13 protein-coding genes and 1 pseudogene are annotated in these 12,678 nt (G+C 70.9%); 8 read left to right on the plus strand and 6 right to left on the minus strand.

Going from position 1 to position 12,678, the window contains the following annotated elements; translation table 11 throughout:
* The 4 genes from ACIBBD_RS31055 to ACIBBD_RS31070 all read right to left on the minus strand — a co-directional run bounded on the left by ACIBBD_RS31055 (position 1) and on the right by ACIBBD_RS31070 (position 3,764).
* Positions 1 to 1,371: a HEAT repeat domain-containing protein gene (locus ACIBBD_RS31055; protein ID WP_399422888.1), complete on the minus strand. Its 1,371-nt coding sequence runs from the start codon at positions 1,369 to 1,371 to the stop codon at positions 1 to 3.
* Between the two features lie 216 nt (positions 1,372 to 1,587).
* Positions 1,588 to 2,154 carry an antibiotic biosynthesis monooxygenase gene (locus ACIBBD_RS31060; protein WP_399422889.1) on the minus strand — a complete coding sequence of 189 codons (567 nt, stop codon included), beginning with the start codon at positions 2,152 to 2,154 and terminating at the stop codon, positions 1,588 to 1,590.
* A 170-nt stretch (positions 2,155 to 2,324) separates the two neighbouring features.
* The gene (locus ACIBBD_RS31065) at positions 2,325 to 2,867 is read right to left on the minus strand and encodes a hypothetical protein (protein WP_399422890.1); all 543 of its coding nucleotides are present in this window, start codon (positions 2,865 to 2,867) and stop codon (positions 2,325 to 2,327) included.
* A 426-nt stretch (positions 2,868 to 3,293) separates the two neighbouring features.
* Positions 3,294 to 3,764, minus strand: a complete 471-nt coding sequence (locus ACIBBD_RS31070; RefSeq protein ID WP_399422891.1) for a DUF2000 domain-containing protein — start codon at positions 3,762 to 3,764, stop codon at positions 3,294 to 3,296.
* A 485-nt stretch (positions 3,765 to 4,249) separates the two neighbouring features.
* Here ACIBBD_RS31070 and ACIBBD_RS31075 point away from each other — a divergent pair, with 485 nt between their 5' ends.
* Entirely contained in the window at positions 4,250 to 4,876 is a 627-nt protein-coding gene (locus ACIBBD_RS31075; protein ID WP_399423009.1) for a hypothetical protein, read from the plus strand.
* 312 nt (positions 4,877 to 5,188) lie between these two features.
* Positions 5,189 to 5,479: pseudogene (locus tag ACIBBD_RS31080) on the plus strand (DNA-binding response regulator); the annotation flags it as partial.
* A 37-nt stretch (positions 5,480 to 5,516) separates the two neighbouring features.
* Here ACIBBD_RS31080 and ACIBBD_RS31085 read toward each other — a convergent pair.
* Positions 5,517 to 6,530 (minus strand): GlxA family transcriptional regulator, encoded by a 1,014-nt coding sequence (locus ACIBBD_RS31085; RefSeq protein ID WP_399422892.1) that lies wholly within the window; start codon positions 6,528 to 6,530, stop codon positions 5,517 to 5,519.
* Between the two features lie 144 nt (positions 6,531 to 6,674).
* On the opposite strand from ACIBBD_RS31085, the gene ACIBBD_RS31090 reads away from it, so the two are divergent.
* Together ACIBBD_RS31090 and ACIBBD_RS31095 are read left to right on the plus strand one after the other, a co-directional pair.
* The gene (locus ACIBBD_RS31090) at positions 6,675 to 7,553 is read left to right on the plus strand and encodes an NAD(P)-dependent oxidoreductase (protein WP_399422893.1); all 879 of its coding nucleotides are present in this window, start codon (positions 6,675 to 6,677) and stop codon (positions 7,551 to 7,553) included.
* 281 nt (positions 7,554 to 7,834) lie between these two features.
* Positions 7,835 to 8,413, plus strand: a complete 579-nt coding sequence (locus tag ACIBBD_RS31095) for a 1,4-alpha-glucan branching protein (protein WP_399422894.1) — start codon at positions 7,835 to 7,837, stop codon at positions 8,411 to 8,413.
* 320 nt (positions 8,414 to 8,733) lie between these two features.
* Here the strand turns inward: ACIBBD_RS31095 and ACIBBD_RS31100 are convergent, their stop codons facing one another.
* The gene (locus ACIBBD_RS31100) at positions 8,734 to 9,282 is read right to left on the minus strand and encodes a putative immunity protein (RefSeq protein ID WP_399422895.1); all 549 of its coding nucleotides are present in this window, start codon (positions 9,280 to 9,282) and stop codon (positions 8,734 to 8,736) included.
* A 386-nt stretch (positions 9,283 to 9,668) separates the two neighbouring features.
* On the opposite strand from ACIBBD_RS31100, the gene ACIBBD_RS31105 reads away from it, so the two are divergent.
* The 4 genes from ACIBBD_RS31105 to ACIBBD_RS31120 all read left to right on the plus strand — a co-directional run bounded on the left by ACIBBD_RS31105 (position 9,669) and on the right by ACIBBD_RS31120 (position 12,586).
* Positions 9,669 to 10,754: a hypothetical protein gene (locus ACIBBD_RS31105; RefSeq protein ID WP_399422896.1), complete on the plus strand. Its 1,086-nt coding sequence runs from the start codon at positions 9,669 to 9,671 to the stop codon at positions 10,752 to 10,754.
* A gap of 145 nt (positions 10,755 to 10,899) precedes the next feature.
* Positions 10,900 to 11,310: a VOC family protein gene (locus ACIBBD_RS31110; protein ID WP_399422897.1), complete on the plus strand. Its 411-nt coding sequence runs from the start codon at positions 10,900 to 10,902 to the stop codon at positions 11,308 to 11,310.
* Between the two features lie 179 nt (positions 11,311 to 11,489).
* Complete coding sequence (locus ACIBBD_RS31115) at positions 11,490 to 11,954, plus strand: helix-turn-helix transcriptional regulator (RefSeq protein ID WP_399422898.1); 465 nt, start codon at positions 11,490 to 11,492, stop codon at positions 11,952 to 11,954.
* Positions 11,955 to 11,959: 5 nt separating this feature from the next.
* Positions 11,960 to 12,586, plus strand: coding sequence for a glyoxalase (locus ACIBBD_RS31120; RefSeq protein WP_399422899.1), 627 nt, complete (start codon positions 11,960 to 11,962; stop codon positions 12,584 to 12,586).
* Positions 12,587 to 12,678 lie beyond the last annotated feature (92 nt).

The following is a 12,678-nucleotide window of genomic DNA, read 5'->3' on the forward strand; positions in this document are numbered from 1 at the left end:
TCACACGGGCAGCGCTCCGGCGGGGTGACCGTGTTCCCTGCCGCATGCGGTGAGCGCGAGGACTCCGTGTCCCGAGATCCCGGTGTCCGCCCCCAGCGCTCCGGGATCGACCGACAGCCGCGCTGCGATGTCGTTGGCGTAGCAGGTGTCGGGTATGCCGAACTCCTCCTTCACTCGGCGCCAGCGCGTCTCGACGGCCGCGGGGTCCGAAGGGTCCACACCGTCGAAGGCGTTCTCGGGGAAACCGTCCTGATGCGGCAGGAGGTACCCGGACTCGGCCGGGTGCGACGGCCCTTCGTCACCGCGCTCCTCGGCGTCGAACGCGTCGTAGTGGCGCACCACGTCGCCGGCCTCCGCGAGGCACCAGGCGGTCCAGCCGTCACCGCAGCTCATTCCGTACCAGTGCGCGGCCTCGAACCTGCGGCTGAGGGCGACGCACCGCCTGCGCACCACGTCCGCGAGGACTTCGTCGCGGTCGTCCGCGTCCTCGATGCGGTGGGTGTCCTGGGAGCTGTCACCGAAGACCAGTGTCCAGCCGTCCAGCACCGGGCTGACGAAGACGCGTGCGCAGGTGTCGTGCGGGTGCTTCCGGTCCCAGCTGTGATGGTCGTGGTTCCAGGCCGCTTCCCCCGTGCGGAGGGTCACCGGTTCGGGAACGCCCAGGTCGAATGCGTCCAGCACCGCCTCCTGGTCGTTGCTCGGGACCGCGTACCAGGATCCGCACAGGTGCATGCCGTGAGGGACCTCGGTCAGCTGCTTGATCCTCGTGAGCCGGCGCCACGCCTCCAGATCCCGGCTGTCCAGCGCGGCCGGCCCGGCGACGGCAGCGAGCGCCCGCAGAGCGCCCGAGCGGATTCCGGGCCCGGTGGCCGGCTCCTGCCGCAGTCGCCGCAACCGGGGGACGACTCCCCCGCCGATCGCCTTGAACGCCCACACCGCTCGCTGCCGGACCTCGGGTTCCGGGTCTCCCAGCAGTGGGATCAACCGGTCGGCGAAGCACGCTGCCTCCTCTCCCCGGCTCTGGAAGGCGGAGAGGGCGTGGCTCCTCACGCTGGGGAGTGCGTGACGCAGCAGTGGTACGTAGACCTCGTAGTCCCCCACGTCCAGCCGTCCGAGCGTCCATCCGATTCTTCTCGCGACCTCGGGTGAGCCCGCCGCTGCGGCTGCGTCTGCCAGGGGCCGGAGAGCGGGCTCGCCGATCCGGCGCAGCACGTCCGCCGAGACGGTCCAGTCCACGCAGGACTGCTCGTCGCAGAGCACCTCGAGCACGGCCTCGACGACGGCAGCGCCCTGCTCCACGAGAGCGTCCCGGGCCGACCGGGTGTCGGCCCAGGAACCGGAGAGCGACTCGGTCACCATTCCCTTGTCCATGGCGGGCACCCTAACCGTGGGCACCGACAGCGCTGCCCGGCGAGACGGACGGCGGTCCGGACACGCGCACGCCGCGCACCAGAGAGATGAGGCCGAGTCGGGGTGGTAGCCGGCGTTCGTGTCCGCCCTCCACGCCCCCGGCCGGTGGCACCACCCGCACGCCGGCGCCGGACGACCCGGCGGCGTCCTTCGGAAGGCCGGAAGGCCAACACCTGATCACCGGTCCGGCGGAGGGTACAGCCACCGCCGCAGCAGGCGGCTCAGCCGTGGCATCACCAGATACGTCAGCGTCGGCAGCAGCACCACCGGGAACACGGCGGCCCGCAGCGGCAGGGGCCAGGCACCCGTGCGGGGTGTCGCCAGCCACTGGATCAGCAGCGTGAACGGATAGGCGCCGAGGAAGGTGGTGAGCACCATCTTCCAGCGGGGCGGGGCCTGCACGGTGGTGCCGGGCAGGCTGAACCAGGTCTCCATCCCGGACGTCGACTGCCGCTCACTGCCGATCTCCGAGGCGACGCCCTCGATCCGTGCGTGCCATTCCGCGCGCTCGTCCGACTCCAGCCACGCGGCGAGCCGGTGCGGATCGGACCAGCGGAGCACCGCGTGGAAGCGGTGGCCCTGCTCGGGGCGCAGCCACGAGACGCCCTCGTTGCCCGGGAACCGTCTGGCGCAGCGGGTGATCCCGTGCGTCCAGTCCTCGAAATCCTGCTCCCGGCCGGGGCGCACCTCCCAGGTGAGGACCGTGGTGACCGGGTCACCCCGCCGTGCTTCGGTGGTGCTCATGCTCACCACGTGTGCCACGTAAGCCGCCGGTCATGCCTGTGCGGGACGGATAGCCGGCTCGTCAGGCCGACGGACCTTGGGCGCGTGCCGGTGCCGGTGGACCGGGGCGGTCCTGGGCGCGATGCCGTGCGGCGGTGCCGGGCGGCATCGCTGCGTTCGTGGTGGCGAAGTCACGACACCCGTTCGTGCCGGCTCTGCAGCGCTGAGCGCATGAAGCGGCAGCGATCCATCCAGTGGCGACGCATCCAGAGGACCCAGCAACAGAACCCGATCACGCCGACCGCGAAGACCAGCGGAAAGGCCAATGAGCCGTTGACCACCCCGAGAGCGATCATGCCGGCCGCGACCAGGCCCATGAACCCCAGCCAGTACGGCAGCCACCGGCCTCCCCGCTCCATCCGCCCCAGCTGTTCGGCGACGAGCCGTCGCATGGCCGCCTGTTCCTCGGGGTCCTTCGGCACCTCACGGTGCCGGATCCTGCGGTTGAGCTCAGCGAGTCCGCGCGGGTCGGTGCCGACCGCGCGGCCGGTCCTGCGGCGCTGCACGGCCAGGAACACCATGACGATGGCGGTGTAGATCGCGCCCTGGATCAACCACGACGCCGGATGCTCGTCCCGGTCCGACAGGAGGGCGATCACACCCACGGCCACCAGAAAGATCACGACCGCCTGAGCGGTCAGAGAGCGGTCGAACCAGCGCTTCAAGGCGCGCACGGCACGTTCCTCCTCGACGTTCGACGGGTTACCGCTGTCGCTTCCCGAATACCCCGCCACGGCAGATCTACGGGCTGACGCTCCCAACTGCCGTATACGGAGGCGGGGTTGGACGGACGCCGCAGGGCCGGGCGCCACGGCCGGGGCCGTGGCCGTGGTCGTGGTCGTGGTCGTGGTCGTGGTCGGACTCATGGTGGCTCCGCCCGTGTCAGCCGGTGTGCGCCGGGGCCCGGTGACGAGCGACCGGTGGACTCGTCCCGGACCGGACGTGCACCCCGCTTCTTCCGGCCCGGCCGCCGAGGGGTAAGGGTCGGCAGCCGGGCCGGCGCCGGGGCAGCAAGCCATCGCTGTCCCGGAGGGGAAAACTCGCTGAAGCGGTCCCGCACGTGGGGGGGCCGGGAGGCGGGCCGGTCTCGAGGGGCTCGGTCAGCGGACCAGGGGGAGGCTCCCGGTGATGCTGTCGACGCCCTTCCTCGATCCGTAGATGGTCAGAGCGGCATAGGCCAGCTCGTGCGTGGGCGTACGTCTCACCAGGCTCGCCAGTTTCTCGTAGCTGTTCGTCGTCTGGGCGTGCAGGGGAAACGCGCACACTCCCAGGCCGTACTCGGCCGCTCGCGCCCGCAGGCATACGAGTTCGGCCGACGGGGCGCGCAGAATGGGCAGGCCGGTGGTGCAGGTGCCGGTGTGTACGAGGCCGTCGGCGTCGACCAGGTCGGCGCCGAGCAGGTGGGGCATCTTCGCACCGGCGATCAGGCCGGCGACGGCCGCGGCGTTCGCCAGGTGTCCCGGCGGTAGTTCTTCGTTGACGACGATCACCATGCGCTCCACGGACACACGTGCCGGGCGATGCTGTGCCCGCTCGCTCGCGGGCGTCACGGACGGGACGTACGTGGTCACTCTTGTCCTCCTCGAAAGTCAGGGTGAGATCAGCCTGCCGAAGAGCGAGTTGTGCCACGAGTCCGGAAAACGAGACGTTGACGCCTGTCGTTTTATGACCTCCCGAAAACCGCACTGCTCGCTCGGGCAATCGGCGAGTCGGCGGATCGGCGGATCGGCATCATCCTTGCGTGCGTCTGCTGTTGCACCCCTGCGCGTCGGCACGGCTGGTGCGCCCGGCTGTCGGACGGTCTGCTGCGCGGCAGGCGCTGTGTCCGCGAAACAAGCGTGCCATTGCCCCACAGCCAGGCGCCCGCCTGCCGCATCTCAGCCATACTGCGGGGAACGGCACAGTTGTCTTCCGTACCATCACTACGGCACATCTGTGCAACAGTGACTGCCACTGCTCCTGCAGCATCAGGTGGGAAACCACAGACATTAGATTTCGCATACGCCGCGGGCTCGCCTCTCGCCCGGCCGCGGCTCCCAGGAAGGGTGTGAGCATCATGTCCGAAACCACTGCCCAGAGCACCGAGTTGACCTCGCAGTACAGCACACAGGTGGCCGGTGACCTTGAACGCAATCTCAAGGAACAGGAACGTCTCAGCAGTGAGATCGAGGCCCTTCAGGAGAAGTTGGCCGCCCTGCGGCACGACCAGAGCGTGCTGATGAACATCCAGCAGGCCCTCGGCGTCCCGTCGCCGGCGCCCGATGCGCCTGCGGCCGAGCCTGTCGCGGCGGTGCCTGCTCCCCGCAAGAAGGCAACGGCCCCGTCCGGTGCGGCCAAGCAGACGAAGGCCAAGAAGCCCGCCCCGGCCCGGAAGCGAACCAGCAAGAAGGCCGCCGCTGCGGCACCGGCCACGCCGGCGACCCAGCCCACGCTGGTGGAGCTCGTCCGTGAACACCTCGCGGGTCAGAAGGAGCCGCGCTCGGCTGCCGAAATCGCGACCGCTCTCAAGCAGCAGCATCCCGAGCGCGACGTCAAGACGACTGTGGTGCGTACGACGCTGGAAGGGCTGGTCGCCAAGAACCAGGCCCAGCGCACCAAGCAGGGCACGTCCGTCTTCTACACCACTCCCGACAGTGCCGAGGCGTCCGCGTCCACCGAGCAGGCCTCGCAGCAGTCGGCCTGACGTCCCGAGGGCTGTGTCCCGGTCGGGACGCATCAGCCGCGTTGCGGCAACGGCTGACGACTACGTCGGCCGGGTCCGCCCGCACCCCCGTGGCAACCCCTGCACGGGCGGGACGGTCGCCTCGGACCGCGCGGGCGGCTCCGCAACGAGGGACGCAGGTGCCGTACGGCCTGGCGCCGAGCGGCCGGGGCCGACCGGAGGCAGGGCCCGGTGGCACACCTCGTTCGCGTCCGGGCCCACCACGGTGGCGGCCGCGCTGCTGCAACCGAGCCGGCGGTGCTGGATCAGCGCGTCGAACTGCTGCGCGGTCCACGCATCGCCGCGGACCCGGCGCTGGCCGACGTGCACGTCGCCATCCTGACCAACTACGGCCTGGACGAATACGTCTTCAACGCGCTGCGCGCCAGGCCTGCCGGATTCCTCGTCAAGGACATACTGCCGGAGGACTTCCTGCACGCCGTACGAGTCGCCGCGCCGGGTGACGCCCTGCTCGCGCCCTCGATCACCCGCATGCTCATCGACAGGTACGTCACCCAGCCGTCCGACACCGGCACCGCCCCGGGGCTGCAGAAGCTGACCCACCGGGAACGCGCGGCGGTCGCCACGCTCCTCGCGCGTACAGGCCGTGCCCGTGTCGGTCCTAACCCGAGACGGGTGACCCGGGCATGCTCCGGGGAAACGCCCGCCGGTAGTCGCTCGGTGATACCCCGATGTGTTTGAGGAAGTGGTGGCGGAGGTTGCTGGCGGTGCCGAGACCGCTCAGCTCCCCCACCTTCTCGATCGAGAGGTCTGTCGATTCGAGCAGTGTCCGGGCCCGTCCCAGGCGCTCGTCGAGGAGCCATTGAAGCGGAGTTGTCCCGGTGGCCGCGTGAAGCCGCCGGTAGAACGTGCGCGGGCTCATCGCGGCCCGCCGCGCCAGGTCCGCGACCGTCAGCGGCCGGTCCAGGTGTGCCCTGGCCCAGTCGAGTACGGGAGCCAGTCCCTCGTCGTCCCTCGGGGGCACCGGCAGCTCGATGAACTGCGCCTGGCCGCCGGGCCGGTGGGCGGGCACCACCATCCTGCGGGCCAGTTGGTTGGCGACGTGCGCGCCGAGGTCGCGACGGACCAGATGCAGGCAGAGGTCGAGGCCGGCGGTCAGGCCGGCGCTGGTGAGCACGTCTCCGTCGTCCACGTACAGGACGGACGCGTCGACCCGCACCTTCGGGTATCGCCCGGCCAGTTGGGCGGTGTGCATCCAGTGGGCGGTGGCACGGCGTCCGTCGAGGAGTCCGGCCTCGGCGAGCGCGAACGCGCCGGTGCACAGGGACACCATGCGGGCGCCCGCGTCGTAGGCGCGGCGCAGGGCCCTGATCAGCTCGGGCGGCAAGGGTCTGCCCTCGTCGACACACGCGTCGGGCACCGAGGGGACGATGACCGTGTCGGCGCCGACGAGGTCGTCGAGTCCGTACGGGGTCCGCAGCGTGAGTCCGGCGCCGGCCGTCGTACCGTCCTGCGCTCTCGTTCCCGTTCCGCACAGCCGCAACTCGTACCAGGGGTCGGCGAGATCAAGCTGCGGCTTCCCGAAGACGGTGCACGGGATGCTCAGTTCGTACAGGTCCCATGAGGGGACCCCCATCTCCTCGGTCACCACCACGGCGACAGAACCGGCGCTCATACCCTGAAGGCTATGGCAGGAATTTGGTGAAGGCCGTCACCAGTGTCACTTCTCCCGTTCGCCGCAGGGTGCGAGCGTGGCGTGCACGTGATCACTCGCGAACGTGATCTCTCGTAACCTGCAGAATCTGCGAGGAGTTGACGCATGAACACCGACCGTCAGGCCGTCACCGTCGTCGGACTGGGTTCCATGGGCTCGGCGCTGGCCGCCGCGTTACTGGACCGGGGCCATCCGACCACCGTGTGGAACCGGACCCCGGGCAAGGCCGCGCCACTGGTCGACCGGGGCGCCCGCCTGGCCGCGTCGCCCGAGGAGGCGATCGGGGCCGGCCCGCTTACCATCGTGTGCGTACTGGACTACGAGGCGCTGTACACGGTCCTCGATCCCGTCGCCGGCGCCCTGCGGGGCAAGACCCTGGTCAATCTCACCTCCGGCTCCCCGGAGCAGGCTCACGAGGCCGCCGCGTGGGCTCGGTCCCACGGCGCCGACTACCTCGACGGCGCGATCATGACCACCCCGCCCGGTGTCGGCAGCCCCGAGATGATGTTCCTGTACAGCGGTGCGCGTGCCGTCCTCGATGCCCACCTTCCGACCCTGACGGCCCTGGGCGACCCCCTGTACCTGGGCGCCGACCCCGGACTGGCCTCTCTCTACGACGCCGCGCTTCTCGGCCTGATGTGGTCCACCATGACCGGCTGGCTGCACGGCACCGCGCTGGTCGGCGCGGAGAAGACGCCGGCCACCGACTTCACGCCCGTCGCGATCCGCTGGCTGACCGCCGTGGCAGGGTTCCTGACCACCTACGCACCCCAGGTGGACGCCGGCCGCTACCCGGGCGACGACGCCACCGTGGACGTACAGATCGCCGCCATCGATCACCTCATCCACGCTGCGGCGGCCCGGGGCATCGACAACGCCCTGCCCGAGCTGTTGAAGGCCACGATGGAGAGGGCCAAGGCCGCAGGGCACGGCTCCGACAGCTACGCCAGTGTGATCGAGGTTCTGAAGGACCGTCAGCGCTAGGTCGTGTCCGCGGTGCCAGGTCCGGCCGAGCGCCGGGCAGGCGGAGGTGACCAGGGGGTGCGGAGGACGTGGAGCCACTCGCTCCTGCTCGCTCCTGTCTTCCGTCTGTGGTGTCAGGACGCTCGCCCGGGCGGCGGGCGTCTGCCCCGCGTCCCTTCACCGGACGCGGGGCCGTTCCTCGGGGTCCGTCCACCGCCGCTCGGAACGACACGCGGTTTCCTATAGGTTCGATCACATCCATTGCGGAACAGGCCCGGATTCACGCGTGAGGGAGCTTGCACATGGCTGTCATCCACCACACCACCCTGACACCCACCAAGCTGGAACTGCTCACCGGGTGGCTGCCGAAGCAGAGTTGGTACGTGGGCGACGCGGCGACGACGGACCTGGTCAGGGCCGGTGGGTTCCGTCTGGACGATCCGGAGGGCGCGGTCGGGATCGAGTTCATGGTCGTGGTGGACGCCGGCGCGCGGGAGCCGGTGGCGTATCTGGTGCCGATGGGCTACCGCGGTGCCGCGCTGGAGGGCGTCCCCGGCGAGGCGTTGATCGGCACCTCCGAGCACGGGGTGCTCGGCACCCGGTGGATCTACGACGGCGTCCACGACCCGGTGGTGATGGCGCAGTTGCGCGCCCTCCTGCGCGGTGAGGTGACAGCGCAGCACCAGAGCAGGAGCGACACCCCTGACCCGACCGTCACCGTGCACGGAAGCGGCCCCGGCGACGGCCTCGACGTTCAGGTCAACCGCGTCCTGCGGCCGACCGATTCCGGGCAGAGCTCGTCCGGAGGCCTCGTCGCCGGGTGGACCTGGCCGGACGGAACGGCCGCACGGGCGGCCTGCGTGACCGTCGCGCCGCGGTAGGACGTCGCGCGGAGACAGGACGGTGTGGTCACGGCCGGCGGGTCCGGGCCGTCGAACAGGCCCCGGCGTCGAGTCCGTCCCAGCGTGAGCTGCCCCGGACCGTCGGTCACCCCGGCACCGGGGTGACCGCACCCGGCCACGGGACACGGCGACCGCCGTCGTCCCGCAGCAGTCCCGCAGGACCCATGCGGTCGAGGCCACGACGGACCTCGACCGACGAGCCGGCGATCGGGCCTCCCAGGGACGCAGCGGTTCGTACGAAGCCGACCTTCCAGTCAACCGCCGACGGACGTGAGGCCGCTGCGCCTGGACGCTGGAAGTCACTCGGCGATGGTGAGTGACCGAAGGCCGGCGTCCAGCATGCGGATCAACTCGCCGACCCGTCCGCCGCCACTCGGCGCCGCCGGGAAGCGTTTGAGCACGTCGACGACGACTGGTGTCGCACGATGCACCGTCCGCTCGATGCTTTCGGCACCCACGCTCCGATCGTCGCCGGCGACGAGTTCGGCCGCTCTGGCCGCGTAAGCGCCGGCTCCGAGGATGTGCTTGACCTGGGTGGCCTTGGCCAACGGATGCAGGTAGGCGGCGCCTGCCGCGGACATCGCAGCCCACGCTGCCTCTCGGGCAGCCGCAGTGTCCGCGTCCTTGGCCGCTTTGAGGGCCGCGGATGCTGTGTCGCGCAGAGACTTCCCGCGTTCGCCGCCCCGAGCGAACTCCCACGCGGCATCGACAGCGTCTCGAGGCCGCGAGTCGTCCGGCTGATCGGCCTCGAATACCTCAAGCGCCGCCTCAGCACAGGCCGCAGCGAACGCGGTGACCTCACGAAGGTCCTGCTTGCTCAGAACGATCTCGCTCGCGTCCCCTGTCATGGGTTCATCTTCCACGACTGCGCTGGACCGCTGGTCGGCGGGACGGCTCCGGACGGCATTGCACCGGATCGTAGAAGGATGCCCGGCCGCAGCGAACGGAAGACGACCAGCCGACCGCTGACCGATGAACCATTCCTCAGACAGCCGCCCACGACCAGCGCGAGTGCCCCGAGTACCGGTCACATCACCCCTCCGACCAGCACGTCCATGTCGGCGGAGGCTCAGTGGACCCCGGCGCTCCGCCGGGCATGCGTCGCACATCCGGCCGGCTCGCGCCTGCCGGTGCTTCGCCGGTGCCGCCTCCGGGCATAGGGCCCCTCGGGACCGTTGGACCGGGCGGACCGTTGGGCCGAACCCGAACGGTCGTGTACACGGAGGCAATGACGATGACCACTCCCCCGGCGGGCGACAGCGACGTCCCGGACCGTGAGGCGAAGCTTCGGCGCGCGGCGGAGGGCGGCGATCCCGCCGCCTGGATCGAGCTCGGTGGCTGGCTGCTCCTGAACGGCAGACCGGCCCACGAGTACCGTCCCTGGCTCCGGAAAGCGCGCGGCAGTCAGCTGAACGGGCACCACTTCGCCATCGAGTTCCTGCTGGACGATCTGGTGGCCGCGGGACGACCCGACGACGCGTTCGAGACGCTCGTGCTCTCGGGGGTGTCCTCCGACGGGGAAGCCGCCCTGCGCGTGGCGCGGCGATGGGAGCGGCACCGCCCGCAGGAGGCGGAGGCGTGGTACCGGCGGGCCGCCCGCGCCAAGGATCCCGCCGGCCTCATCGCCTACGGGCAGTGGCTGGAGAAGGCGGGGCGGAGCGAGGAGGCCGGGCCCCTCTACGAGGAGGCGGATGCCCTGGGCGACCGCGCCGGCGCCCTCTTCGCCGGCCGCTGGTACGCCGCCCGTGGCCGACGCGAGCAGTCCCTGGCCGCCGCGGGCCGTGCCGTACGCAGAGCCGAGGAGCTGGAGGCGCGGACGTACGGGGAGAACCAGCTCCGCACCACCCTGTTCGATGCGGGGGACGTGGCGTTCCTGTGCGGTGACGTGGACGGTATGGCCGAGTGGTACGCCCGGGCCGAGGCGGTCCGGTACGTCAGGTCGCCGGCATCCGTGGACTGGACGACGGCGGCGACGACGCTCATCGTCAGCGTCGCCCTGGTCCCGTTCGTCCAGGCGCTCGTGGGCCTCGTCGCACAGGACGCCCACGAGGTCGCCCGTAACGCCCTGCGCAGGATGTTCCAGCGCCGCGGACATCCCGACGCCGTCGTCGCCGAGCCCGGTCAACGCATCCTCGTGGCACGGGACTTCAGCCGCGAGCTCGCACTGCACATCCGTACGGAGGCGTCGGACGAGGCCCTCGAGGCGCTGGCCCGGCTCGACCTCCCGTCAGGTGCTCCCGATACGCCGGCGCCGGATGAGGGACACCAGGAGACGGTCCACTGGAACGCCGCCCGTCGCCGGTGGGAGGTCCGCCGGTGAGTCCCCGGCCGATCGTCCCCCCGGCTCCCGACGGGACTCGGCCTGCCGCTTGCGCCAGGCACGTACCTCCTCGGAGACCGCGGCCCGGCGGGATCGGTCAGGAATCGAGAAGCGGGGGTCAGGAGCCGCACCTAGCCTGATCGCCATGGACATCACCATTCACTCGACCTTCCTTCCGCACGACGACCCGGACGCGTCCCTGGTCTTCTACCGCGACGTCCTCGGCTTCGAGGTCCGCAACGACGTCGGACAGGGCAAGATGCGCTGGATCACGGTCGGCCCCGTCGGCCAGCCCGGCACGTCCATCCTCCTGGCGCCGCCGGCCGCCGACCCCGGGATCACCGAGGACGAGCGCCGCACCATCGCCGAGATGATGGCCAAGGGCACCTACGGCTGGATCCTGCTGGCCACCCCGGACCTCGACGGCACCTTCGAGAAGGTGCAGTCCCACGACGTCGAGGTCGTCCAGGAGCCGACCGAGCAGCCGTACGGCATCCGCGACTGCGCCTTCCGTGACCCGGCGGGCAACCTGGTCCGCATCCAGGAGGTTCGCTGAACCGTCCGGTCGTGGGCGCGGCCTGATGCCGGCGTCCCGTCCACGCGCTGAGCACACGGCGGCCGGTGTTTCCCGGCCGCCGTCCTCGACCACGCCCTCGGCGGCCGCACCCTCGCGGAGCTGCTCGCGATCTGGGACACCGGGGGCGGGTACGTCTGCCGATGAAAGAGGAGTCCTTCATGTGTCACCCCTCGTGGGGGCGCGCTCTCACCGCGGCGCAGCGGTTGAGCGACCTCGCGCGACTGCGCCGGGTCCGCGACCGGATCGACCGGGAGTACGCGGAGCCACTGAACGTCGAGGCGCTCGCTCTCGGCGTGAACATGTCCGCCGGGCATCTCAGCCGGCAGTTCCGGCTGGCCTACGGCGAGTCGCCGTACAGCTACCTGATGACGCGGCGCATCGAACGCGCGGCGGCGCTGCTGCGGCGCGGCGACCTCAGCGTCACGGACGTCTGCTTCGCGGTCGGCTGCTCGTCGTTGGGCACCTTCAGCACCCGCTTCACCGAGCTGGTCGGCATGCCGCCCGGCGCATACCGGCGCCGCGCGTCGGGTGCCGGGACGGGGATGCCGCCCTGTGTGGCGAAACAGGTGACGAGACCGGTCAGGAATCGAGAAGCGCCGGTCGCCGAGCCGCATCTAGCGTGAAGGTCATGACAGTCATCGAATCCGTCACCCTGGACGTGGCCGACCCCACGGCCGCCCACCGCTTCTACACCGACGCCTTCGGTCTGGACACGCAGATACGTCTGCGGGCCTCGGAGGCGCCCACCACCGGTTTCCGTGGGTTCTCGCTGTCGCTCACGGTGTCCCAGCCGGCCACCGTGGACAGTCTGATCGGCACCGCCCTCGACGCCGGCGCCACGCCGTTGAAGCCGGCCACGAAGTCGTTCTGGGGCTACGGAGGTGTTGTACAGGCCCCGGACGGGACGATCTGGAAGGTCGCGACCTCGGCGAAGAAGGACACCGGCCCCGCGACCCGGGACATCGACGAGATCGTGCTGCTGCTGGGAGTCGCCGACGTGGCCGCGAGCAAGCGGTTCTACCTCGGCCGGGGCCTCGCCGTGGCGAAGAGCTTCGGCCGTGTGTACGTCGAGTTCGCCGCCGGGTCGAGTCCCGTCAAGCCGGCGCTGTACCGGCGCCGTGCCCTCGCCAAGGATGTCGGGGTCTCTCCCGACGGCACCGGATCGCACCGGCTCGTGATCGGTGGCGGCGCGGGTGCGTTCACCGATCCGGACGGGTTCGCCTGGGAGGCGGCGACGCCGGCACCGACGCCCTGACGCCCCACCGCGACATCCGCGGCCGGGTGATCCGACCGACGGCCGACCGAGCCCCTTCCCCGGAAAAGGGGCTCCGCACCGAGTGGACCGAG

This window comes from Streptomyces sp. NPDC051315, from assembly GCF_044455165.1.
Taxonomy (GTDB): domain Bacteria; phylum Actinomycetota; class Actinomycetes; order Streptomycetales; family Streptomycetaceae; genus Streptomyces.